General features: G+C 70.2%; 23 protein-coding genes. 19 read left to right on the top strand and 4 right to left on the bottom strand.

Annotation, left to right across the window (positions count from 1 at the left end; all coding sequences use genetic code 11):
* The first annotated feature begins 7 nt into the window (after positions 1-7).
* The 13 genes from F6B43_RS20070 (at position 8) to F6B43_RS14500 (ending at position 16,220) form a co-directional block, all read left to right on the top strand.
* Positions 8-259 (top strand): alpha-hydroxy-acid oxidizing protein, encoded by a 252-nt coding sequence (locus F6B43_RS20070; protein WP_425486849.1) that lies wholly within the window; start codon positions 8-10, stop codon positions 257-259.
* Positions 256-1,824, top strand: coding sequence for an FAD-binding oxidoreductase (locus F6B43_RS14550; RefSeq protein ID WP_150449714.1), 1,569 nt, complete (start codon positions 256-258; stop codon positions 1,822-1,824). The genes F6B43_RS20070 and F6B43_RS14550 overlap by 4 nt, the downstream gene beginning before the upstream one ends.
* Positions 1,817-3,043, top strand: coding sequence for an aminotransferase-like domain-containing protein (locus F6B43_RS14545; RefSeq protein ID WP_170285676.1), 1,227 nt, complete (start codon positions 1,817-1,819; stop codon positions 3,041-3,043). Before F6B43_RS14550 ends, F6B43_RS14545 begins: the two co-directional genes overlap by 8 nt.
* Complete coding sequence (locus F6B43_RS14540; RefSeq protein WP_150449712.1) at positions 3,040-4,452, top strand: LLM class flavin-dependent oxidoreductase; 1,413 nt, start codon at positions 3,040-3,042, stop codon at positions 4,450-4,452. Before F6B43_RS14545 ends, F6B43_RS14540 begins: the two co-directional genes overlap by 4 nt.
* On the top strand, positions 4,449-5,738 hold the full coding sequence (locus F6B43_RS14535; RefSeq protein WP_150449711.1) for an LLM class flavin-dependent oxidoreductase: 1,290 nt from the start codon (positions 4,449-4,451) through the stop codon (positions 5,736-5,738). Before F6B43_RS14540 ends, F6B43_RS14535 begins: the two co-directional genes overlap by 4 nt.
* Positions 5,739-5,834: 96 nt before the next feature.
* Entirely contained in the window at positions 5,835-7,976 is a 2,142-nt protein-coding gene (locus tag F6B43_RS14530; RefSeq protein WP_150449710.1) for an APC family permease, read from the top strand.
* Positions 7,977-8,223: 247 nt separating this feature from the next.
* Positions 8,224-8,367 carry a hypothetical protein gene (locus F6B43_RS19640; protein WP_170285675.1) on the top strand — a complete coding sequence of 48 codons (144 nt, stop codon included), beginning with the start codon at positions 8,224-8,226 and terminating at the stop codon, positions 8,365-8,367.
* Positions 8,364-8,453: a potassium-transporting ATPase subunit F gene (locus F6B43_RS14525; protein ID WP_150449709.1), complete on the top strand. Its 90-nt coding sequence runs from the start codon at positions 8,364-8,366 to the stop codon at positions 8,451-8,453. The genes F6B43_RS19640 and F6B43_RS14525 overlap by 4 nt, the downstream gene beginning before the upstream one ends.
* Entirely contained in the window at positions 8,453-10,156 is a 1,704-nt protein-coding gene (gene kdpA, locus F6B43_RS14520; RefSeq protein ID WP_150449708.1) for a potassium-transporting ATPase subunit KdpA, read from the top strand. Before F6B43_RS14525 ends, kdpA begins: the two co-directional genes overlap by 1 nt.
* Before the next feature lie 2 nt (positions 10,157-10,158).
* On the top strand, positions 10,159-12,366 hold the full coding sequence (kdpB, locus tag F6B43_RS14515; protein ID WP_150449707.1) for a potassium-transporting ATPase subunit KdpB: 2,208 nt from the start codon (positions 10,159-10,161) through the stop codon (positions 12,364-12,366).
* A gap of 18 nt (positions 12,367-12,384) precedes the next feature.
* Positions 12,385-12,996 carry a potassium-transporting ATPase subunit KdpC gene (kdpC, locus tag F6B43_RS14510; RefSeq protein ID WP_150449706.1) on the top strand — a complete coding sequence of 204 codons (612 nt, stop codon included), beginning with the start codon at positions 12,385-12,387 and terminating at the stop codon, positions 12,994-12,996.
* Positions 12,997-13,005: 9 nt separating this feature from the next.
* Positions 13,006-15,540: a DUF4118 domain-containing protein gene (locus tag F6B43_RS14505; protein WP_150449705.1), complete on the top strand. Its 2,535-nt coding sequence runs from the start codon at positions 13,006-13,008 to the stop codon at positions 15,538-15,540.
* Positions 15,537-16,220 (top strand): response regulator, encoded by a 684-nt coding sequence (locus tag F6B43_RS14500; RefSeq protein ID WP_150449704.1) that lies wholly within the window; start codon positions 15,537-15,539, stop codon positions 16,218-16,220. Before F6B43_RS14505 ends, F6B43_RS14500 begins: the two co-directional genes overlap by 4 nt.
* Positions 16,221-16,272: 52 nt before the next feature.
* On the opposite strand, the gene F6B43_RS14495 is transcribed toward F6B43_RS14500, so the two are convergent.
* The 3 genes from F6B43_RS14495 to F6B43_RS14485 form a co-directional block, all read right to left on the bottom strand.
* Positions 16,273-17,166, bottom strand: coding sequence for a TerC family protein (locus F6B43_RS14495; protein WP_150449703.1), 894 nt, complete (start codon positions 17,164-17,166; stop codon positions 16,273-16,275).
* Between the two features lie 105 nt (positions 17,167-17,271).
* Positions 17,272-18,252, bottom strand: a complete 981-nt coding sequence (locus F6B43_RS14490; RefSeq protein WP_150449702.1) for an SRPBCC family protein — start codon at positions 18,250-18,252, stop codon at positions 17,272-17,274.
* A 1-nt stretch (position 18,253) separates the two neighbouring features.
* Positions 18,254-18,634, bottom strand: a complete 381-nt coding sequence (locus F6B43_RS14485) for an ArsR/SmtB family transcription factor (RefSeq protein ID WP_150449701.1) — start codon at positions 18,632-18,634, stop codon at positions 18,254-18,256.
* Between the two features lie 171 nt (positions 18,635-18,805).
* Between F6B43_RS14485 and purL the strand changes: the two genes are divergently transcribed.
* The 6 genes from purL (at position 18,806) to F6B43_RS14460 (ending at position 24,153) form a co-directional block, all read left to right on the top strand.
* A complete protein-coding gene (gene purL, locus F6B43_RS14480; protein ID WP_150449700.1) occupies positions 18,806-21,133 on the top strand; it encodes a phosphoribosylformylglycinamidine synthase subunit PurL in 2,328 nt (775 codons plus the stop codon).
* Between the two features lie 126 nt (positions 21,134-21,259).
* Positions 21,260-21,394, top strand: coding sequence for a hypothetical protein (locus tag F6B43_RS20030; RefSeq protein WP_281349560.1), 135 nt, complete (start codon positions 21,260-21,262; stop codon positions 21,392-21,394).
* Between the two features lie 130 nt (positions 21,395-21,524).
* Positions 21,525-22,331: a hypothetical protein gene (locus tag F6B43_RS14475; protein ID WP_150449699.1), complete on the top strand. Its 807-nt coding sequence runs from the start codon at positions 21,525-21,527 to the stop codon at positions 22,329-22,331.
* Positions 22,332-22,392: 61 nt separating this feature from the next.
* Positions 22,393-23,361 carry a hypothetical protein gene (locus F6B43_RS14470; RefSeq protein WP_150449698.1) on the top strand — a complete coding sequence of 323 codons (969 nt, stop codon included), beginning with the start codon at positions 22,393-22,395 and terminating at the stop codon, positions 23,359-23,361.
* A gap of 79 nt (positions 23,362-23,440) precedes the next feature.
* A complete protein-coding gene (locus F6B43_RS14465) occupies positions 23,441-23,845 on the top strand; it encodes a VOC family protein (protein WP_150449697.1) in 405 nt (134 codons plus the stop codon).
* Complete coding sequence (locus tag F6B43_RS14460; protein ID WP_150449696.1) at positions 23,842-24,153, top strand: winged helix-turn-helix transcriptional regulator; 312 nt, start codon at positions 23,842-23,844, stop codon at positions 24,151-24,153. Before F6B43_RS14465 ends, F6B43_RS14460 begins: the two co-directional genes overlap by 4 nt.
* A gap of 44 nt (positions 24,154-24,197) precedes the next feature.
* Here the strand turns inward: F6B43_RS14460 and F6B43_RS19635 are convergent, their stop codons facing one another.
* Positions 24,198-24,350: a hypothetical protein gene (locus tag F6B43_RS19635; RefSeq protein WP_170285674.1), complete on the bottom strand. Its 153-nt coding sequence runs from the start codon at positions 24,348-24,350 to the stop codon at positions 24,198-24,200.
* Positions 24,351-24,374 lie beyond the last annotated feature (24 nt).

The following is a 24,374-nucleotide window of genomic DNA, read 5'->3' as shown; positions in this document are numbered from 1 at the left end:
CTCGGCGGTGCCGGTACTCGTGGACGGCGGAATCCGCCGCGGCGAAGACGTCGTCCGGGCGCTCGCGCTCGGCGCGGACGCGGTGCTCGTCGGGCGTCCGATCGCCACCGCCCTCGCGGCCGACGGCGAAGACGGCGTCGCCCGATGGGCCCGCGAGACGGTCGAAGACGTCCGACGGGCGTTCATCCTGTGCGGCGCCCCCACGATCGCATCCGTCGGCCTCGATCTGGTCGCCTCGACTCCGCAGGAGACATCATGACCATCGTCGATGACACCGCTCTGGATGACGGTGCTGTGATCGCCCCGCACGAGCTCCTGGCCGACCTCGCGGCTGCCCTCGATCCGGCCGACATCCTCACCGAGCCCGACGCGATCGATTCCTACCGGTCCGACCTCACGCGCACGCTCGCCGCCGCTCCGCCCTTCGCGGTCGTCACACCGCGCTCGATCGAGCAGGTGCAGGCCATCGCACGCGCGGCCACGCGCCACCGCGTGCCGCTCGTCGTCCGGGGCGCGGGCACAGGGCTCTCCGGCGCGGCGACCGCCCCCGCGGGCGGCATCGTCCTGTCGACGGCCGGCCTCACCGGCATCCGCATCGACGTCGACGATCACGTCGCCGTCGTCGGCCCTGGTGCGATCACCGACCACGTCGACGCGGCCGCCCGAGCGCACGGCCTGATGTACGCGCCCGACCCGGCCTCATCGGCGTGGTCGACGATCGGCGGCAACATCGCGACGAACGCCGGCGGCCTCCGCTGCGTCAAATACGGCGTGACGCGGGATGCCGTGCTCGGCCTCGACGTCGTGCTGGCCGACGGGCGCCGCGTGCAGACCGGTCACCGGTCGGTCAAGGGCGTCACAGGGTACGACCTCACGTCGCTGCTCGTCGGCTCGGAGGGAACCCTCGGCATCATCGTCGGCGCCACGCTCCGGCTCGTGCCCGCGCCCCTCCACGTCCGGACGCTGGTGGTGTCGGTGCCGAGCCTCCGCGAGGCGGGCCGCGCGGTCGGCGTCGTGACGGGCTCGGGGGTACGCCCGTCGTGCGTCGAGCTGCTCGATCGCGCGAGCCTCGAGAACATCGACACCCACAGCGGGACGGATCTCGTCGCGCGTCACGGCGACGGGCTCGTGCTCGTGCAGACCGACGGCCCGGGCGCGAGCGTCGAGATCGACCTTCTCGGCGACGCCCTTGCCGCCGCCGGCCTGACCGTCCGTGTGCTGGATGACGCGGCGGGCGCGTGGTACTACGAGCTCCGCCGCACCGGCCGGGGGTATTCGGGAGACGACTGGTCGATCGGCGAAGACATCGCCGTCCCCCGGTCGAAGCTTGTCGACATCCTCGCGACGATCCAAGACATCGCGACCCGACACGACCTGGCCGTGCAGGCTGTCGCGCACGCCGGCGACGGCAACCTGCATCCCGGCTTCTCGACACCGCGGCGTGGCGGCGAGACCCGCCCGCCTGCCCGCCTCGCGATCGCCGCCGACGAGCTCATCAGGGCCGCCCTCGCGATGGGCGGCACGATCAGCGGCGAGCACGGCATCGGGTCCCTCAAGCGCGGTTGGCTCGAACACGAGCTCGGCGCGACGCAGATCGAGCTTCAGCGCGAGGTGAAGCGCGCCTTCGACCCGCTCGACCTGCTGGCGCCCGACGGGTTCCTCGGCATCCACGATGACGACCCCACCCTGCCCGGTGCCGTTCCGGAATCCGCCTCAGCCCACGCCGCCGGAGCCGAAACAGCCACCGAAGCCCAACCGGCGGCCCCCGACCCCGCTTCTCCGAATCCGCGCTCCCCCGAAACGACCGGAAGAACCCATGACTGACGTTCTGACCCCCCTCGCCCCACCCGCCCTGGCCGCCCGCGTGGCCGGGCTCGCGTCGCCGTCCGCCTTCGGCGCGGTGCTGGGCGCTTCTCCGATCACGGCGATCTCTTTCGCCGGGGGCTCGCCTGCGGCCGAGGCCCTGCCCTGGGCGGAGCTCATCGCGGCGACCGCCGTCGTGCTCGAGTCGCCGGCGCGCAGCGCCGTCCTCGACTACTCGGGGCACCAGGGGTCACCTGCCCTCCGCGCCTGGATCGCCGAGCGGGAGGGCGTCGACGCCGACCGCGTCGTCATCACCAACGGCGCCCTGCACGGCCTGAGCCTGTCGTTCCTCGCGACCGTGGACCCCGCTGATGTCGTGGTCGTCGAGAACCCGGTCTACCCGCTGGCGGTGAAGACTCTGCAGCTGACCGGGGCCGAGATCCACCCCGTCCCCCTCGACGCCGACGGTCTCCGCACCGACGTCCTCGAGGAGCGACTGCGCGCGGGCCTTCGCCCCCGCGCGCTCTACACCGTCCCCGACTTCCACAACCCGACCGGTCGCACGCTCTCGCCCGAGCGCCGCGCGCACCTGGTCGAGCTCGCCGACACGTACGGGTTCGTCGTCGTCTCCGACAACCCGTATGCCGAGCTGCGCGGGCACGGCGCACGCCCCGCCGACCTCGACGTCGCGAGCGACCGGGTCATCCGGGTCAACTCGTTCTCGAAGACGTTCGGCCCGGGGCTCCGGCTCGGGTGGGCGGTCGTGCCCGAGTGGGTGCGACCCGGTGTGCTCGATCTCAGGGCCCGCGGCGACCAGCACGCCTCGACGCTCACGCAGGCCGTCGTCGCCGAGCTCGTGTCGCGGCCGAGCTTCTTCGACGGACTCGTCGGGGCAGCAGCATCCCTGTATCGCGAACGAGCTGTCGTGCTCGAAGGCGCCCTGCGCGCCGAACTGGGCGACGCGATCGAGGTGAGCGCCCCCGACGGCGGCGTGTTCGCGTGGCCCCGTTTCGTCGACGAGTCAGTCAGCGTCGACGACATCGCGGCCGCCGCTGCGCGCGCGGGCGTGGTGATCCTGCCGGGGAGCCAATTCGCCGCCCGGGCAGGCAGCGCGGGGGGGGATGCCGATGCCGCCGACATCGCACGGCACGCGCGCACGTCGTTCGGGCAGGCCTCGCCCGAGCAGATCCACGAGGGCGTCCGGCGCCTCGGCGCCGCCTACCGGGAGGTCGCACGATGACCGAGTCGAGCATCCGCATCGTCCAAGAGAGCTGGGACGGCGCTGCCGCGACCGCTCTGCGCGCCCGGATGGACGAGGACGTGCACCCGCGCTACGCCGACCTGCTGCGCGACGGGTCGACGACCCCGCCCCCCGTGCAGGTTGACGACGTCATCGCGACGCTCGTCGCCTACGACGGCGACGAGCCGGTCGGAACCGCCTCGCTCAAGCGCACCGGCCCGTACGCCGAGGTCAAGCGCGTGTTCATCGAGACCACCCATCGCCGCACCGGGCTCGCGGCCCGGCTGCTCGCCGGGCTCGAAGAGGTGGCGCGGAGCCGCGGCATCCTCGATCTCGTCCTGCAGACGGGGGCAAGGCAGCCCGAGGCGATCGCGCTGTACGAACGCGAGGGCTGGACGCCGATCGCGCCCTTCGGGCCGTATGCCGACGATGGAGAGATCAGCCGCTGCTTCGCAAAGCCCCTCCAGCCCCTCATCGTCGGCGTCGAGCTCCCCGCCGGCGCGAACGCCGGAGCCGTCCCTCAGCACGTGATCGAGGCGATCCTCGCCGCCGACGCCGCCGACTTCATCGTCCTGACCGACGGCTACCTCGCGCCGGAGGGCTCACTGCTCCTGGATGCCGGCACCCTCGCCACCTTCGCCGCGCCCCGCACCCGGCACGCGGTGCTCGTTCCCGTCATCACCGCGACCCACACCGAGCCGTTCCACGTCGCGAAGGTCATCCAGACCCTCGATTTCGTCAGTCGCGGTCGCGCCGGGTGGCAGCCGGGAGTCGAGACGGATGCTCGCATCGCCGCCCTCTTCGGACGCAAGGGCGTCGAGGACGACGCCACGCTGTGGGCCGAGGCCGACGAGGTCATCGACGTCGTCAGCCGCCTCTGGGACAGCTGGGAGGACGACGCCGAGATCCGCGACGTCGAGACGGGCCGCTTCATCGACCGCGACCGCGTGCACCACATCGATTTCGTGGGGCGATTCTTCTCCGTCAAGGGGCCGTCGATCGTGCCGCGCAGCCCGCAGGGGCAGCCGCCGATCGTACTCAGGGTCGACGACGAGGACGAGGATGCTCTGGCCGTCGCCGCGGCGCGGGCCGACGTCATCCGCGTCTCCGCGTCGGGGGTCGCGCGGGCGAGGGATGCCGTGCGCGCGGTCGGCCGCGAGGGTGTCGCCGTGATCGTCGAGCTGCCCGCCTCGGCCTCACCGCGCGGCGACGCCGGGCGCGCGGTCTCGATCAGACAGGAGACGGGCGCCGACGGAGCGGTCATCGTCTTCGACCGGATCCCCGCTGAGATCCGCGACATCGCGGAGGCCGTCCGCGGCACCGGCTCGGGCCGCGGCGGAACCTTCCGCGATCGCCTGGGGCTCATAAGGCCCGCCAGCCGCTACGTCCGTGAAGGGATCACCGCATGACCGCCAAGCGCCGCGTGCATCTGGCCGCCCACTTCCCCGGGGTGAACAACACCACCATCTGGTCCGACCCGCGGGCCGGCAGCCAGATCGACTTCACGTCGTTCGAGCATTTCGGGCGGACGGCCGAGCGAGGTCTGTTCGACTTCGTCTTCCTCGCCGAGGGCCTGCGGGTGCGCGAGCACGCCGGTCGCATCCACGATCTGGATGTCGTCGGCCGACCCGATTCGATCTCGGTGCTCGCCGCCGTCGCTGCCGTCACCGAGCGCGTCGGGCTCGTCGCCACACTGAACACGACCTACAACGAGCCGTTCGAGCTCGCGCGCCAGCTGCTCTCGCTCGACGTCCTGTCCGGCGGACGCGCGGGATGGAACGTCGTGACGACGAACGACGCGTTCACCGGCGCGAACTTCCGCCGCGGAGGGTACCTCGGCTCGGCCGACCGCTATCGCCGCGCCGATGACTTCGTCGAGCTCGCACGGGCGCTGTGGGAGCACGCCGGCACGCGGGCCGAGAGCGTGCACGAGAGCGACTTCTTCGACGTGCGCGCACGCCTCGACACCCCCGCCAGCCCCCAGGGGCGGCCCGTGATCCTGCAGGCCGGGGTCTCGGCCGAAGGTCGCGATTTCGCCGCCCGGTATGCCGACGCGATCTTCTCTCCGTTCGCGACGACCGGGCCCGCCGAGGAGTTCTACGAAGACGTGAAGGCCCGCGTCGTCGCCGCCGGACGCGAGCCCGACGACCTCAAGATCCTCCCCGGTGCGACCTTCGTCCTCGGCGACACCCCGAGTGAGGCCGACGAGCGATACCGCTACGAGCGCTCCGCCCAGATCAGCGGGGCCACGGCGCTGCGGACGATCGAGGCGGTGTGGGGCCGCGAGCTCAGCGACTTCGACCCCGACGGACCGCTCCCCCCGCTCGACCTGGTCGTCACCGGCGCGCAGCTGGCCGAGGGCCGGGCGACGATCCATCACGACACGCGCGGCGTCGCCGAGGCCTGGCATGAACGTGCCGAGGCCGAAGGTCTCAGCATCCGCCAGGCGGTCATCACGAAGGATGCTCGACCGCCGTTCGTCGGCACCCCCGGCGACATCGCCGCGCGCCTCGACGAATTCGTGCAGGCGCGCGGCAGCGACGGATTCATCCTCGTGCCCACGATCACCCCGACGGGGCTCGACGAGTTCACCGAGAAGGTGATCCCGCTCCTCCAGGAACGCGGGGTCTACCCGACGGAGTACGCCGACACGACGCTCCGATCGCACCTGCTCGCGCCCCTTCCCTCCGCGTGAGCCGAGCCGGCGATCACCCTGACCGAGGTACCAATATCCAGCGACGATCCGGTGAAGCACAGCCCGTCGCGTTGCATAGGCGACGGGACAGGCGTAGTGTCGCCCGCCGTGGCAGATGAGAGCCGCGAACCCGGAGACGAGTCTCCGATCGCCGAATCCCCGATAGCGAAGCGCCTGCTGATCGGCGACCCGCTGACCAGCGAGAAGCTCGACGAGCAGTTGCTGCCGAAGAAGATGGCCCTGCCGATCTTCGCGTCCGACGCCCTCTCGTCGGTGGCGTACGCACCGCAGGAACTGCTGATGATCCTGCTCACGGGCGGGCTCGCGTTCCTCGCCTTCAGCCCGTGGATCGCCGCGGCCGTCGTCGTGCTGCTCATCGTGGTCGTGGTGAGCTACCGCCAGCTGATCAAGGCGTATCCGTCGGGCGGCGGCGACTACGAGGTCGCGTCGAAGAACCTCGGCGAGATCCCCGGGGTGGTCGTGGCATCCGCCCTCCTCGTGGACTACGTCCTGACCGTCGCGGTGTCGGTCGCCTCCGGGGTCGACAACATCATCTCGGCGCTGCCGTTCCTGAACTCGTGGCGCGTCGAGCTGGCGATCCTCTTCGTCGTCATCATCGTGATCGTCAACCTGCGCGGAGTGCGCGAGGCGTCGACCGTCTTCGCGATCCCGACGTACGTGTTCATCGGATCCGTCGCCGTCATGATCGTCGTCGGTCTCGCGCGCATGGCGCTGGGCGACCCGCCGATCGCCTCGAGCGCCCAATACGGCGTCGAGGCGCAAGACCTCGGGCAGGTCGCCGTCATCCTCCTCATCCTTCGTGCGTTCTCCAGCGGATGCTCCGCCCTCACGGGCGTGGAGGCCGTCTCCAACGGCGTGCCCGCGTTCCGAAAGCCCAAGATCCGCAACGCCCAGATGACGCTCACCCTCATGGGCGGCATCGCGATCTGCCTGTTCGCCGGCCTCACGCTGATCGCCCTCGTGTCGGGTGTGCACTACGCCGAGAACCCCTGCGACCTCATCGGGTTCGACTGCGCGAACAACCCCCAGCCGAGCCTGATGGCGCAAGTGGCGAGCGCGACGTTCGGGATGGGGTCGATCCCGTTCTACGTCATCCAGGCGGCGACCGCTCTGGTGCTCCTGCTCGCGGCCAACACCGCCTTCAACGGTTTCCCCCTGCTGGGGTCGGTGCTCGCCCGCGACGGCTACGCCCCCAAGGGCCTGAACACGCGCGGCGACCGCCTCGTCTACTCCAACGGCATGATCATCCTCGGCCTGGCGGCGATCGCGGTCCTGATCGTGTACCAGGCCAACCTCACGACCCTGATCCAGCTGTACATCATCGGCGTGTTCGTCTCGTTCTCGCTCGGCCAGATCGGGATGGTGCGGCACTGGAAGAGGTCGCTGCGCAACCTCCGCGGGCTTTCCGCCGAGGCGGCGGCTCAAGCATCCGCCGCGTATGAACGGCGATCGGCGCTGAACGGACTCGTCATCAACACCGCCGGTGCGGCGCTGACGATCTTGGTGCTGGTCATCGTCACGATCACGAAGTTCACGCACGGCGCATGGCTGGTGTTCCTGCTGATCCCGATCCTCGCGACGCTCATGGTGGGGGTCAACCGCTACTACCGCGACGTCGAGCACGAGATCGAGGTCGACGACGAGACGCACTTCGGCTCGAGCGGCGACGTCGCCGTGATCCTCGTGAACCGGCTGCAGAAGCCGATCGTCAAGGCGATCGACTATGCGCTCGCCGCGAAGCACGAGAAGACCTTCGCCGTACACGTCTCCACCAACAAAGAGGAGACCGCGCACCTGCAGGCTCAGTGGACCGAGCACAGCATCCCCGTGCAGCTCGTGATCATCGACTCGCCGTACCGCACCTTCGCGAGCCCGGTGGCCGGATTCATCAAGGAGTACCGCAAGAAGCACGGCTCGGCCGTCGTGACGGTCTACCTGCCGCAGTACATCGTCGGGCACTGGTGGGAGGCGATCCTCCACAACCGCCGCGCCCGCCGCATCGCGAACCAGCTCATGCTGATCCACGGCGTCTCGATCAACCTCGTGCCGTGGCTCCTCGACTCGTCCGAGCTGATCTACGGGCGCCGCTCGCGCCCGCTTCCCGGCCAGCAGCGCTCCGGACTGCCGAGTCAGGCCACGCTGCAGCAGCATCACGCGCGGGCCACGCGCCCCGCCGGTCCGCCCGAGCCGGCCCCGAAGGCTCCTCACACCGACTGACGCCCGCCCGCGCCCGGCCTGACCGCCGCCCGGGCCTGACCTCTCCTCGCCGCCGCGAAGAGTCGAACTCCGGGAGACTCCAGGCGCTCAGCGCCCGGCGCGCCGCGCCCGGCGCACTCGATCCCGGCGGCTTCACCGGCGCGCGACGAACCTCATCGTTCGGGAGCCGTAGGCATCCGGGCTCGCGCCGTATGGAAAGCGTGAGGACCGACCGGGCGACCGGCGAACAGGAGTTGAGTCGTCTGCTGTGCCCCGCCGGGCACGCGCCCGGAATCCCGGGCGCCGCACCCCACAGCAGGAGTCCGCCGTGCTCGATCTCATCTACCTCCTCGCCACCCTCGCGCTCTTCGCGATCGTGGGCCTCGTCGCAAAGGGGGTCGAGAAGCTGTGATCGTCTTCTCGATCATCGCCGCCGTCCTCGGACTCGCCGCGATCGGGTACCTCGTCATCGCACTCGTGAAGCCGGAGTGGTTCTGATGGATGCTCAGACCATCCTCTTCGGCATCCTCCAGGTCGCCACGGTCATCCTGATCCTGGCGCTCCTCTACCGACCACTGGGCGACGGGATCGCCCGCATCTACACCTCGCCGAAGGACTGGCGCGTGGAGCGGGCCCTCTACCGCGTCATCGGCGTCGACCCGAAGGCCGGGCAGACATGGCAGGCCTACCTCCGCGGGGTCCTGGTCTTCTCGGTCGTCGGCGTGCTCTTCGTCTACGCCCTGCAGCGCTTCCAGGCGGTGCTGCCCGCCTCTCTCGGACTCCCGCCCGTGCCCGAGGGCCTCGCGTTCAACACGGCGGTGTCGTTCGTCACGAACACGAACTGGCAGTCGTACTCGCCCGAGCTGACGATGGGCTACACCGTTCAGTTCGCGGGCCTCGCGGTGCAGAACTTCGTCTCTGCCGCCGTGGGCATCGCCATCGCGATCGCGCTCGTGCGCGGCTTCGCCGCCCGGGGCTCACGCGGGAGCGGCACCGGCGCAGCCACGATCGGCAACTTCTGGGTCGACCTCGTGCGGGGCTCGTTCCGGCTGCTCCTGCCGATCTCGGTCATCGCGGCGATCGCCCTGCTCGCGGGCGGAGTCGTGCAGAACTTCGCGGGCTTCACCGATGTCACGACCCTGACCGGCGGAGCCCAGTCGATCCCCGGCGGCCCGGTGGCCTCGCAAGAGGCGATCAAGCTGCTCGGCACGAACGGCGGCGGATTCTTCAACGCCAACTCGGCGCACCCGTTCGAGAACCCCACGCCGTGGACGAACGTGCTCGAGATCGTCCTGCTCCTCGCCATCCCCTTCGCCCTGCCCCGCGCTTTCGGCCGCATCGTCGGCGACAACCGTCAGGGCTACGCGATCCTCGCCGTCATGGCGACGATCTTCCTCGTCAGCATCACAGCCCTGTCCGTGCTCGAGGCACTCGGCAGTGGGAGCGCGCCGCAGGCGGCGGGGGGCGCGATGGAGGGCAAGGAGCAGCGCTTCGGCATCCTCGGCTCGACCCTCTTCGCGGGGGCGAGCACCCTCACCTCGACGGGCGCGGTCAACTCGATGCACGACTCGTTCACGGCCCTGGGCGGCATGATGCCGATGGTCAACATGATGCTCGGCGAAGTCGCCCCCGGCGGCACGGGTTCGGGACTGTACGGGATGCTGGTGCTCGCGGTCATCGCGGTGTTCGTCGGAGGGCTCCTCGTCGGCCGTACGCCCGAGTACCTCGGCAAGAAGATCGGGCCACGCGAGATCAAGCTGGCGAGCCTCTACATCCTCGTCACGCCCATGCTCGTGCTGGCCGGCACCGCCCTCAGCTTCGCGATTCCCGGCATCCGGTCCGACGTCGAGACCGTCTCGATCTGGAACCCCGGCGTGCACGGGCTGAGCGAGGTCCTCTACGCGTTCACTTCTGCCGCGAACAACAACGGCTCGGCGTTCGCGGGTCTGACCGCCAACACCCCGTGGCTGAACACCGCGCTCGGCGTCGCAATGCTGCTCGGGCGCTTCGTGCCGATCGTGCTCGTCCTGGCCCTCGCCGGCTCGCTGGCGGCGCAGGAGCCGGTCCCGGCGACGGCCGGAACCCTCCCCACGCATCGACCGCAGTTCGTCGGACTGCTCGTCGGCGTCGCGGTCATCGTCACCGCACTGACCTACTTCCCCGTACTGACGCTGGGTCCCCTGGCGGAAGGGCTCGTCTGAAAATGTCTCTGAACGTTTCGTCTCGCTCCGCTCGCTCAACGAGCGACGCTTCGCCGCGGCCGGCCGCCCCGCCGACCAGGGCGTTCACCGCAGCGCAGGTCCTGCAGGCGCTCCCCGGCGCGCTGCGCAAGCTCAACCCCGCCGAGCTCTGGCGCAACCCCGTCATGTTCCTCGTGTGGGTGGGCGCAGCCCTCACGACGCTGATCGCGATCGCGGAACCGTTCATCGGCGGCCCCGACTCGTCCGGAGGCACGCCCGTGCCGACCGGCTTCACGGCGGGCATCGCGGTGTGGCTCTGGCTCACAGTGATCTTCGCGAACCTGGCGGAGGCGGTGGCCGAGGGCCGCGGAAAGGCCCAGGCCGCGAGTCTCCGCAAGACACGCACGAGCACCATGGCGCACCGGGTGGACGACTACGACGAGGGGACGGATGCCGCGGCCCTCCGCGCCGCGACGACCGAGGTCGCATCTTCCGACCTCGTGCTCGGGGATGTGGTGATCGTGTCGGCGGGCGAACTCGTCCCCGGCGACGGCGACATCGTGCAGGGCATCGCAACCGTCGACGAGTCGGCGATCACCGGCGAGTCCGCGCCGGTGATCCGCGAATCCGGCGGCGACCGAAGCGCCGTCACGGGCGGGACGCGGGTGCTGTCGGACCGCGTCGTCGTGCGCATCACCTCACGCCCCGGCGAGACCTTCGTCGATCGCATGATCGCCCTGGTCGAGGGCGCGAGCCGCCAGAAGACTCCGAACGAGATCGCGCTGAACATCCTGCTCGCGAGCCTGTCGATCGTGTTCGTGATCGTCGTGCTCACCCTCAACCCGATCGCCTCGTACGCGGCGGCTCCGGTGAGCATCCCCGTGCTCGTCGCGCTGCTGGTGTGCCTGATCCCCACGACGATCGGCGCGCTCCTGTCGGCGATCGGCATCGCCGGCATGGACCGGCTCGTGCAGCGCAATGTGCTCGCGATGTCCGGTCGCGCCGTCGAGGCCGCGGGCGACGTCACCACGCTGCTCCTCGACAAGACCGGCACGATCACCTACGGCAACCGCCGTGCGAGCGACTTCGTCCTGATGCCGGGCGTCCGCGAAGACGTCCTGACCCGCACCGCCGCCCTGTCATCGCTGGCCGACCCGACCCCCGAGGGGACGTCGGTCGTCGAACTCGCGGCGAGCCGCGGCATCCGGGTGCAAGAGCCGGCCGGCGCCGTGATCGTTCCGTTCACCGCGCAGACCCGCATGAGCGGCCTCGATCTCCCCGACGGATCGCAGATCCGCAAGGGTGCCGGTTCGGCGGTGACGGCGTGGCTCGAGGCATCCGGTGTCATCCTTCCCGCGACGACCCGCGCAGAGCTCACCAGCAAGACGGATGCGATCGCCCAATCGGGCGGGACGCCGCTCGTGGTCGCGACCCTTCGCCCACCGGTCGTTGAGCGAGCGCAGCGAGACGAAACGTCCACAGACGACCGCGGTCAGGTGCTCGGCGTCATCCACCTGAAGGACGTCGTCAAGGACGGCCTGCGCGAGAGGTTCGACGAGCTCCGCAGCATGGGCATCCGCACCGTGATGATCACCGGCGACAACCCGCTCACCGCGAAGGCGATCGCCGCCGAGGCGGGCGTCGACGACTTCCTCGCCGAGGCCACGCCCGAAGACAAGCTCGCGCTGATCCGGCGCGAGCAGCAGGGCGGCAACCTCGTCGCGATGACCGGAGACGGCACGAACGATGCGCCCGCGCTCGCGCAAGCCGACGTCGGCGTGGCGATGAACACCGGCACATCGGCGGCGAAGGAGGCCGGCAACATGGTCGACCTCGACTCGGATCCGACCAAGCTCATCGACATCGTCCGCATCGGCAAGCAGCTGCTCATCACGCGCGGCGCGCTCACCACGTTCTCGCTCGCCAACGACGTGGCGAAGTACTTCGCGATCATCCCCGCGATGTTCATGGGGATCTTCCCGGGCCTGGCCGCCCTCAACGTGATGCAGCTGCACTCGCCGGCATCGGCGGTGACGAGCGCCATCATCTTCAACGCGCTCGTGATCGTCGTGCTGATCCCACTGGCGCTGCGCGGCGTGAAGTATCGCGCGGCGAGTGCGTCGAGCATCCTGAGCCGCAACCTCCTCGTCTACGGACTCGGCGGCGTCATCGCCCCGTTCATCGGCATCTGGCTCATCGACCTCGTCGTGCGCCTGATCCCCGGCTTCTGACCCTCCAAGGAGAATCCCATGTCCCTCACCCGCGCCACACTGCGTCAGGCGGGCGTCGCCGTCCGCGCGATGCTCGTGTTCACCCTCGTCCTCGGGGTCGGCTATACGCTCCTGATCACCGGCATCGGCCAGGCGTTCCTGCCCTCGCAGGCGAACGGCTCGATGGTCGTGGCCGCCGACGGCACGCCCGTCGGCTCGGCGCTCATCGGCCAGTCGTTCACCGACAGCGACGGCAACCCGCTCCCCCGGTACTTCCAGCCCCGCCCGTCGGCCGCGGGCGACGGATACGACGGCGGAGCCTCGAGCGGCAGCAACCTCGGCCCCGAGAACGCCGATCTCGTCTCGGCGATCGACGAGCGCCGGGCGGCGATCGCCGCGTTCGAGGGAGTCGACCCCTCGAGCATCCCGGCCGATGCCCTCACCGCGTCGGGGTCTGGGCTCGACCCGCACATCAGCCCGGCCTACGCCCTGCTCCAGGCACCGCGCATCGCGCGCGAGCGCGGCCTCACCGACACCGAGGTCGTCGCGCTCGTGGAGTCTAAGATTCAGTCACGAGACCTGGGCTACCTGGGCGAGCCGCGGGTGAACGTGCTCGAGCTCAACCTGGCGCTCGATGCGCTGCAAGGCTAGGAGCGGAAGATGAAGCGGGGGCGACTGCGGGTCCTCCTCGGGGCCGCTCCCGGCGTCGGCAAGACGTACGAGATGCTCGAAGAGGGCCGGCGTCTGCAGGGCGAAGGCGTCGACGTCGTGATCGCGATCGTCGAGACGCACGGGCGCGCGGCCACCCTCGCGCAGGCGGTCGGCCTGCCCGAGGTCGCCCGCCGGGCCGTGCCGCACCGCGGGGTCGAGCTGAGCGAGATGGACCTCGACGCGGTCCTCGCCCGTGCCCCCGAGGTCGCGCTCGTCGACGAGCTCGCACACACGAACGCCCCCGGATCGCGCCATGCCAAGCGATGGGAAGACGTCGAGACGCTCCGCGAGGCAGGCATCGACGTGATCACGACGCTCAACGTGCAGCACATCGAGTCGCTCAACGACGTGGTCGAGCAGATCACCGGTGTCGTGCAGCGCGAGACGGTTCCGGATGCGGTGGTCCGAAGCGCCGACCAGATCGAGGTCGTCGACCTCGCGCCGCAGTCGCTCCGCGACCGCCTCGCCGCCGGCTTCGTGTACCCCGCCGAGCGGGTCGACGCCGCACTGTCGAACTACTTCCGGATCGGCAACCTCACGGCCCTGCGCGAACTGGCCCTGCTCTGGCTCGCCGACGAGGTCGACACGGCGCTCAACTCGTACCGCGCCGAGCACGGCATCCAGGGATCGTGGCGTGCCCGCGAGCGCGTCGTCGTGGCGCTCACCGGCGGCCCGGAGGGCGACACGCTGATCCGGCGCGGCGCCCGGATCGCGTCGCGCGCCGCCGGCGGCGAGCTCATGGCGGTACACGTCTCAAGCCAGGACGGCCTGCGCGCCGGCGCCCCCGAGGCCCTCGCATCGCAGCGCGCCCTGGTCGAATCGCTCGGCGGTTCGTATCACCAGGTGGTCGGCGACGATGTGCCCCGGTCGCTCGTCGCCTTCGCCCGCGGCGTGAACGCGACGCAGCTGGTGATCGGGGTGAGCCGTCGCGGACGCTTCGCCGCCGCCGTCACCGGCCCCGGCATCGGGGCCACGGTCGTCCGCGAATCGGGCGATATCGACGTGCACATCGTGACCCACGCTGCGGCCGGCGGCCGCTTCGCCCTGCCCCGGATCAGAGGCGGGGCGCTCAGCGTCACGCGTCGCGTGCTCGGGTTCGTGCTCGCCGTGGTCGGCGGACCGCTGCTGTCGTGGCTGCTCGTCTCGGTGCGCAGCGATGCCTCTATCACCTCCGACGTGCTCGCCTACCAGCTGCTGGTCGTCGTCGTCGCCCTCGTCGGCGGAATCTGGCCGGCGCTGTTCGCCGCGGTGCTGTCGGGGCTGACGCTCGACTACCTGTTCGTCGAGCCGTTCTACACGATCACGATCGCCGACCCGCTGCACGCCCTCGCGCTCACGCTCTACGTCGTCATCGCGATCCTCGTCAGCTGGATCGTCGACCAGGCCGCCCGCCGGTCGCGCGCCGCCCGCCGCTCGGCGGCCGAGTCCGAGCTGATCGCCACGGTCGCCGGCAGCGTGCTGCGGGGCGAGAGCGCGGTTCCTGCCCTGATCGGACGCACCCGCGAGGCGTTCTCGATGACCGGAGTGCGCCTCGTCGCACCAGATGGCGAGGTGCTCGCCGCCGACGGAGAGCCCGTGCCCGACGGGCGGGTGATCCGCATCCCGGTCGGCACCGACGCTGCGCCGCGCGCGACGCTGGAGCTGCACGGTCTGCAGAGGCACGGTGGCGATCTGGATGCATCGGAGCGCCGGCTCCTCGACGTCATCGTCGCGCAGCTCGCCGCCGCCCTCGAACGCACCGACCTCACCGAGACGGCCCGCGAAGCGGGCGTGCTCGCCGCGACCGACCAGGTGCGTACCGCGCTGCTCTCGGCGGTCAGCCACGACCTGCGCCGCCCTCTCGCCGCCGCGGTCGCCGCGATCGGCGGCCTCCGCGCCGCAGGATCAGCACTGTCTGCTGACGATCGCCGTGAGTTGCTCGAAACCGCCGACGAGAGCCTGGCCACCCTCTCGGCCCTGGTCACCGACCTGCTCGACGTCAGTCGGGTGCAGGCCGGCGTGCTCGCCGTCTCGCTGGCGCCGACGGACGCGGCGGCGGTCGTCCTGGCCTCTCTGGCCGAACTCGGGCTCGGCCCCGAAGAAGTCGAACTCGACCTCGACGCCGAGCTGCCCGCGGTCCTCGCCGACGCCGTCCTGCTGCAGCGGGTGCTCGTCAACGTCCTCGCGAACGCGCACCGGCACAGCCCACGCGGCGAGCGCGTCCGCGTGACCACGAGCCGTCTGGGCGGGGTATCCGAGATCCGCGTCATCGATCGCGGGCCCGGAGTCGAGCCCGAGCGCCGCGACGACATCTTCGCGCCGTTCCAGCGACTCGGCGATGTCGACAACACCATGGGGCTCGGGCTCGGGCTAGCGCTTTCGAAGGGATTCACCGAGGGCATGGGCGGCGAACTGACCCCGGAGGACACCCCCGGCGGCGGGCTCACGATGGTCATCGCACTGCCGGTGGCTGCGGCATCCGTCCTGGATGGGGCCGTCTCGTGAAGGTGCTGATCGCCGATGACGATCCGCAGCTCGTCCGTGCGCTGCGCATCACCCTGGCCGCACACGGCTATGACGTCGTGGCCGCCGCAGACGGCGCAGCCGCCATCACCCTCGCCGCACAGGAGCGACCCGACATCGTCGTGCTCGATCTCGGGATGCCCCGGCTCGACGGCGTCGAGGCGATCCACGCGCTGCGCGGCTGGACGACGGCGCCCATCATCGTCGTGTCGGGGCGCACCGGTTCGGCCGACAAGGTCGAGGCGCTCGACGCCGGAGCAGACGACTTCGTGACCAAGCCCTTCCAGATCGACGAGCTGCTCGCCCGGCTGCGCGCCCTCGGCCGACGCGCCGCCGCCGCGGCCGGAACCTCGGCGCCCCTCGTGCGATTCGGCGATGTCGTGGTCGACCTCGCCGCGCGCGACGTCACCCGCGCCGGCGCGCGCGTGCACCTGACCCCCACCGAATGGCAGATGCTCGAGTTCCTCGCGAAGAACCCGGGCGCCCTCGTGACCCGCCAGACCCTGCTGAAGGAGATCTGGGCGAGCGAGCAGGTGAGCGACTCGGGCTATCTGCGGCTGTACATGTCGCAGCTGCGAAAGAAGCTCGAGGCCGACCCCGGCGCTCCGCGCCACCTCCTCACCGAGTCGGGCATGGGCTATCGGCTGGTGGTCGACCCCTGAGCCGCCCCGGGTCTCTCTGAGCACGTGAGCCAGCTGGCGCGCGCCCCCGCTCTCACCCGAGGCCCGCGCGTTCCTCTCCGGGCTCGGCGGTGCCCTGCACGGGCTTGCGAGAGAGGCCGACGGATCCGGCATCCGGAGCGTTCGACAGCGCCGCGGCGACCGCGATCGACTCATCGACGCCGGGGTAGGTCGGGCGCAGCTGCACCGCGCTCTGCCGCTTCTTCTCCCGCGCGGCCTTGCGCGCCGAGTACGTGAGGTTGAGCGCCTCGACCAGGATGGCGAACGCCATCGGGGCGTAGATCAGCGCCTTGTCGATGTGCACCCCGAAGCCCTCGGCGACGAGGAACACCCCGATCAGCAGAAGGAACGAGAGAGCCAGCATCTTGACCGTCGGATGCTTGTTGACGAACGCGAAGATGAACCTCGAGGCGAAGAGCATGATGCCGAAGGACAGCACGACGACGGTGATGATCACGACCAGGTTCTCGGTCATGCCGACGGCGGTGATGACCGAATCGAGCGAGAAGACGATGTCGAGCAGCAGGATCTGCGTCAGCACCGACGCGAAGGTGATCCGCTTGGGGCCCGCCGCCTCTTCCTCTTCTGCGCCCTCGAGCTTGTGGTGTATCTCGGTGACGGCCTTGTAGACGAGGAACAGGCCGCCCGCGATGAGAATGAAGTCTTTGACCGAGAAGCCCATCCCGAACAGCACGACGACGTCTTCCTTCAGCGTGATGATCCAGCCGGCGAAGAAGACGAGGATGACCCGGACCACCATCGCCAGCGTGAGGCCGAGGTTGCGTGCTCTGGCCTGCTGCTCGGGCGGCAGCTTGGACGCGAGGATCGAGATGAAGATGACGTTGTCGACCCCGAGGACCACCTCGAGGACGAAGAGCGTCAGGAACACCGCGATCAGATCCGGTGTGAAGTCGAAGGAGAAGTCCACGCCGCCATCGTAGGCGGCGAACGCGGAGGCCCCCAGCCGCAGCCGACCTCGCAGGATCGTCGCAGCCAGGGGCCTCCGCGCACGGTCATGCCCGATCGGGCCCGGTCAGGCCGGAATCAGCACCCGCTCCAGCCGTGCGTAGCTCGCCTCCATGCCGTCGGTCATGCCGGTGGAGAGAACCATGTCGCGGGTCGCGGCATCCGGATACTCGATGAGCGTCGTGATCAGCGTCACCCCGTCCTCCTCTTCGAGGGTCAGGTCGTTGAGGGTCGACGGGTAGTCGGTGCCGGTCATGTGCTCGGTGTTCGTGAGGCGACGCTGGGGCACGACCACGAGGATCTCGCCGTCGAAGCCGAACGGCTCGCCCTCGGCGTCACCGACCGGCTCCCAGGCGTAGCGGTACGACGCGCCCGCTTCCGGGGTGAAGTCGCACACGCTCATGCGCCAGCCGTCCGGCCCGAGCAGCCACTGCGTCATCAGCTCGGGCTCGGTGTGGGCACGCCAGACGAGCTCTCGCGGCCCCTCGATCAGCCGGGTGATGCGCACGTGCTGGTCGTCGAGGATCTCGGTGCGCGTGCCGGTGCCCTGGGCGTACGCACGGAGCCCCTCGAGCACACGGTCGAGCTGGTTCATCGCGAGCGTCGATCCTTCGACGACGCCCATCGCCACGACCTGCTCGAGCGCTTCGGCCGAGGTGAAGTAGCTCGTGCTGACGAGCTTCGCCCCGGCGTCCGTCGGCTCGAACGACAGCACCATGCGCATCGAGGGCATGGCCTCGATCGGGGCGCCGTGCTCGTCGGCGAACGAGTCGAGCACGGAGAACGAGCGGGGGGCATCGATCTCGACGAACTCCCACCGACCCCCGGCGCGCTCGCCCTGCGGGCCCGTCATGACGTAGTTCGCGTGCGCTCCGACGGCGAAGTCGAACGCCGTGAACGTGGCCGGCCACCCGGGAGGACCCCAGAAGCGCTCGAGCTGGCGGGGATCGGTGAAGACAGACCAGAGTCGCTCGACGGGAGCGGCGAACTCGGCCTCGAGGGTCATGGTGAACGCTTCGGGATCGGTGCTGACGGCGGTGACAGGCATGTCACTCTCCTCTTTCGGTGGATGGGCCTTCATCGGTGGGTGGAGATGCGGGTTCGGCGAGGAGCGCGTCGAGGCGGTCGACGCGGGCGCGCCACATGTCTTCGAAGCGCGCGAGCAGGATGCGGGCGCGGGCGATCATGGCGGGGTCTGCCCGGACGAGTCGTTCGCGCCCTTCGGCACGCTTGACGATGAGCCGAGCCGACTCGAGCACGGCGACGTGCTTCTGCACCGCGGCGAACGACATGTCGTAATCCGCCGCGACCTTCGAGATCGACAGCTCGCCGGCGATCGTCCGCCGCACGATGTCGCGCCGCGTCGCGTCCGCGAGGGCGTGGAAGACGCGGTCGATCTCATCATCGCTGAGCTCCTGTTGTGCAACCATTTGGTTGTACATTAGCGACCGGATGCTTTCGCCGCAACCCTCCTCTCTCGTGATCGTGTGCGGGCAGTCACGAATGGCGGCAAAGCCGGGAGAGAACCGCCGGACTCGCGGCACCGCGGCCCCAACTAGACTCGATGGGTCCGGCATCCCGCGATCTTGGAGTCCAGCCGCGTGACGACTTCCCCTGCAGCCCTGTCCATCGACACCGTCGACAACGCCGCCGCCACTCCCGACAAGGAGCAGCCCTACGCCGCTCTCGGGCTGAAGCCCGACGAGTACGCGCGCATCCGCGAGATCCTGGGTCGGCGCCCCACGAGCGGCGAGCTGGCGATGTACTCGGTGATGTGGTCCGAGCACTGCTCGTACAAGTCGAGCAAGATCTACCTGCGGCAGTTCGGCTCCAAGGTCTCCGATGAGATGAAGACGCGTCTGATGGTCGGCATGGGTCAGAACGCGGGCGTCGTCGACGTCGGCGAGGGCTGGGCCGTCACCTTCAAGGTCGAGTCGCACAACCACCCGAGCTACATCGAGCCGTTCCAGGGCGCCGCCACCGGCGTCGGCGGGATCGTGCGCGACATCATCTCGATGGGGGCCCGCCCGGTCGCGGTCATGGACCAGCTGCGTTTCGGCGCGATCGACCACCCCGACACCGCCCGCGTCGTGCACGGAGTCACGAGCGGCATCTCGTTCTACGGCAATTGCCTGGGCCTGCCGAACATCGGCGGCGAGACCGTTTTCGACGAGGTTTACCAGGGCAACCCTCTCGTCAACGCCCTCGCTGTCGGCGTCATGCGCCACGAAGACATCAAGCTCGCCAACGCCACGGGCGCCGGCAACAAGGTGGTGCTGTTCGGCGCCCGCACGGGCGGCGACGGCATCGGCGGAGCATCCATCCTCGCCTCCGACTCGTTCGATTCCACGGGCCCGACCAAGCGCCCCGCCGTGCAGGTCGGCGACCCGTTCGCCGAGAAGGTGCTCATCGAGTGCTGCCTCGAGCTGTACCAGGGTGACCTCGTCGAGGCGATCCAAGACCTCGGCGCCGCGGGCATCTCGTGCGCGACGAGCGAGCTGGCCGCGAACGGCAACAGCGGTATGAAGGTCGAGCTCGACAGGGTGCTGCTGCGCGACCCGTCGCTGACGGCCGAAGAGATCCTCATGTCCGAGTCGCAGGAACGGATGATGGCGATAGTCGCCCCCGAGAAGCTCGACGCGTTCCTGGCCGTGGTGGGCAAGTGGGATGTCGAGACCAGCGTGCTGGGTGAGGTCACCGGCGACGGGCGCCTCGTGATCGACTGGCACGGCCACGAGATCGTCAACGTCGACCCGTCCACCGTCGCCGTCGACGGACCGGTATACGACCGGCCCGTCGCCTATCCGACCTGGATCGATGCGCTCCGCGACGACTCGGCGAGCGCGCTGCCCCGCCCGACCGATGCCGAGACGCTTCGCAGCCAGTTCACCCGGCTGGTCGCGAGCCCCAACCTCAGCGACACGTCGTGGATCACCAACCAGTACGACTACTTCGTCATGGGCAACACGGCGCTGGCGTTCCCCGATGATGCGGGCATGATCCGCGTCGACGAGGAGTCCGGCCTAGGCTTCGCGATCGCCACCGACTGCAACGGCCGGTTCTGCCAGCTCGACCCGTATGAGGGCGCCAAGCTCGCCCTCGCCGAGGCCTACCGCAACGTCGCCGTCACGGGCGCCGTGCCGACCGCGGTGACCGACTGCCTCAACTTCGGCAGCCCCGAGAACCCCGAGGTCATGTGGCAGTTCTCGCGTGCCGTCGAAGGGCTGTCGGACGGATGCCTCGAACTGGGCATCCCCGTCACGGGCGGCAACGTCTCGTTCTACAACCAGACCGGCGACGTGCCGATCTTCCCCACGCCGGTGGTAGGCGTGCTCGGGATCATCGACGACGTCGCGCGCCGCATCCCGAGCGGGTGGCAGGACGCGGGTGAGAACATCTACCTGCTCGGCGTCACGGCGGGCGAGCTCAGCGGCTCGGCGTGGGCCGACACGATCCACGGACACCTCGGCGGACGACCGCCGGCCGTCGACCTCGCGAACGAGAAGCGTCTCGCCGAACTCCTGCACGCCGGTGCGACGCAGTCGCTGATCTCGAGCGCGCACGACCTCTCCAACGGCGGCCTCGCACAGGCCCTCGCCGAGGGCGCGATGCGCTTCGGCGTCGGCGCCCGCGTGTGGCTGGGCGAGATCATGGAGCGCGATGGGGTGGATGCGGCATCCGCCCTCTTCTCCGAATCCACCGGCCGCGTCATCGTGACGGTGCCGCGCGAAGACGACGTGAAGTTCCGGGGCCTCTGCGACGGTCGCGGCTACCCAGTGCTGCGCATCGGGGTGACCGACGTCGCCGAGGACGGCGCCGCGGCGCTCGAGGTGCAGGACGTCTTCACCGTGCCGCTCGGCGAATTGCTCGAGCTGTCCACGTCGACGCTGCCCGCGCACTTCGGCCCCACGGTCTCCGAGCCGGTCTGACCCCCGCGGTGCGGACATGGCCGCCGAGACAGGGGATCTCGCCGACACAGGGGCACGTGCTCGCCCTGCCTCGGCGGAACCCCCCCTGTTTCGCGGTCTCTGGGACCGTCCCTCTAGACTGGGCCCATGGCGAACGACGAAGAGTACGACGCGTACACCGAGACGCGGCAGCGACGCATCAAGGTCGTCGCGTGGGTCGTCATCGTCTCGCTCATCCTCGTCGGCGGGGGCGCCACGGTCCTGGCCCTGCTCTTCGGCTGACCCGCCCTGCTCTTCGGCTGACCCGCGCTGCTCTTCGGCTGACCCGCGCTGACCCGCGCTGAGCCGCGCTGAGCGCGCATGAGGATCTGATTCCCAGGCCGGGACTCCCCGGCGCGGTTAGCATGAGACCGTGGATCCGCTGTGGGCGTTCGTCGCCGGGGTGTGGTGGATCGCGCCGACGATCGTCGGTGCGGGCGCACTCGGCTGGTTCGGCCTGCGCGGGCAGCGCACCGCCGGGGCACGGCGGCTCGAGGTGGACGCGGCGGGGCATGACGTGCGCGCCGCCCGCCAGGCACTGACTCAGCGCCGAGCCGACGTGGCTGTCGCGCACGCCGAGGTCATGCGTGTGCAGGCCGAGCGCTCGGCCCGCGGTGGCTCCGACCGCGATCTGGCATCCGCGCGGCACGCGCTGCAGAACGCGCGACAGAACGTCAAGTCGGCCAACGCGGCGCTCCTGGCCCGTCGCGCGAGTCTCCGCGCGGCACGGGTGAGCATGCCGCACGTCGGCGCCGATCCATCCGAGTACCCGCTCGCGAAGGTGATGGACGCGCACAACCGCGTGCTCGCCCGGTGGATGGAGTACGAGACCGATCCGGCGAAGCTCATCGCGTTCCCCGCGATGAGCGACGGCCGCTCACCCCTCATGGCCGACTTCCTCCGCGAGCAGTCGCAGGCCCAGTGGCTGCGCCCTGCTTCGGCGTCCGTACGCATGACCCCTGCCGATTTCGCGGCATACCGCGACGCCGTCCGCCGCCTGGAGCGGGCGTTCGATGCCGCGGAGCGTGAGGTTCGCGGCGAGCCGGAACGCCCCGGCATCCCCTTCGTCTCGGGGGCGTGGATCGACACCGCGCAAGACCTGTTGGCGGGCGCTCAGCGTGCCGTCGCGTGGTCGGCCGAGACCATGTCGAAGGTGCGCCGACCCAACCCGCCTGCCTGACCGACCTGCGAGTGCCCTGACCGCCCGGTCCTGCGCGCCGCCCGGCGGTTACCATGACAGAGTGCAGGAGTTCTTCCAGTTCGTCGGAGGCTACTGGTGGCTCGTCTTTCCTCTTCTGGGGGTTCTGGGCGGGGCCGGCAGGGCCTGGGAGCGCGGCGCGCGCCGGCGGCATCAGCGCCGACTCGAAGTGCTGCACGCCAAGGCCGAGCTGAAGGCCGCCGCGGCAGCCGGTCGAGCCCTCCCTGCGACAGCGCCGATAACGACGACCTCGGTCGGCGCGGGTGCTGGGGCGACAGCATCCGCTCCCGCTGCCACCCAACTCGAGCGCCTGCTGGCGTCGCACGATGCGGTCACCGCGCGCTGGCTCGAGTACGAGCTCGATGTGGCGAAGATCATCGCGTTCCCCGCGATGAGCGACGGCCGGCAGCCCCTCACCGCGGCCTTCCTCCGCGCGAAGAAGATGGCCGACGGCCTCCGGCCCGCCTCGCCGAAGGCGCGACTCTCGCGCGAGCAGCTGGCCGAGTACCGCAATGCCGTGACCGATTACGAGGTGGCGTTCGACGTCGCGGAGCGCGACGCGAGGCGCATCAAGGATTCGTCGTTCAGCGTCGTCGAGCGCAAGCGGCTCGACACGGCGAAGCAGCTGCTGAGCGTCGCGATCGATCAGGCCGCGACCCCCGCCGAACGGCAGCTGGCCTACCGCCGTGTACGCGAAGAGCTCGACGGACTCATCTCGCTCTCGGACGAGGCGATCGAGGTGCTCGAACACAAGGTCACGCTCGAGCTCACGACGGGTGCGCAGCCGAGAGTTCCGGATGCCGCGGCCCCCGCGTCGACGGCACCCCCCGCGCCTTCGGCGGGCGCAACCCCCTCGCCCTCTCCGGGCCCGGTGCCGCAGAGCGCCTCGCCTCCCTTGGCCGAACCCCTGCCTCTACCCATGCGCGAGCCCAAGACCGGCCCCTGGCCGGTGCCCGCGCGCGGCACGAACACCGCCCCCGGGCGCGTGACGCACCCCAAGCCGCAGCCGTAGCCCGTTTCATCGGGACGAACGACTGCCGGAGGCGCGACAGGTCTTGACACGGCACTTTCATTTTGGAAGTGTTGGCCACATGAGCCTCTTCATCACCTGCCCGGTCGAGAGCGTCGAGCGAGCGACCGCGTTCTACACCGCCCTCGGCTGGACCCTCAACGCCCAGATGTCAGATCACAACGTGTCGTGCTTCGCGATCGCGCCTGAGCAGTACGTCATGCTCGGCAGCCGCGAGATGTACGCGAGCGTCGGCGGCACCGACGAGCTGGTCGGCGGGCCCGACACCCCCTCCAAGGTGACGGTCTCGTTCGACCTCGGCAGCCGTGAGGCCGTCGATGACCTCGTCGAGCGCGCCGGCCTCGCCGGGGGGCGCGTCGGCGACGTCGATGACTACCCCTTCATGTACCAGCGCCAGTTCGATGATCCTGACGGCTACCACTACTCGCCGTTCTGGATGAAGCCGGACACCGATCCGACCGCGTGAGCGACCTCGCCGCAGCCCTCGACATCGTCGGAGCACGGTGGGCCCTCCTCATCGTCGAGCGCCTGCTCGACGGCCCGCAGAGGTACGGGGATCTGCAGCGCGACCTCGGCTTGGGGACGAACATGCTCGCGACCCGCCTTCGCGAGCTCGAAGCCGCCGGCATCCTCCGACGTCTGCCCCTCAGGCACAACACCCGAGCCTACGCGCTGACCGATCGCGGCCTCGCTCTACGCGCGACGATCACCGAGCTCACACGCTGGGCAGCCGAGGATGCTCACGACACCCGTGATCCCACGGCTCATCCGTAGACGAGGTATCGCCCCGGGGTTCGCCCGGCTCCCCCGAGAGCGGGCTATGTGACCGGCTGCTGCTTGCCCGCGTCACGACCATAGGTCGCCTCGAACGCCCGAACCCGCGCTGCCGCTCGAGAGAGGCCGAGGACGGCCACAACCACCGGGTAGAGCCCGATGAGCATCACCGCGACCCGGATGATCTCGCGCTCCACGGTGCGGTGCGAGCACGGTTTCGG

Source organism: Microbacterium rhizomatis, from assembly GCF_008710745.1.
Classification (GTDB): domain Bacteria; phylum Actinomycetota; class Actinomycetes; order Actinomycetales; family Microbacteriaceae; genus Microbacterium; species Microbacterium rhizomatis.
The sequence above is the reverse complement of the archived record's forward strand: the minus strand, read 5'-3'. Positions and strand labels throughout refer to the sequence as shown.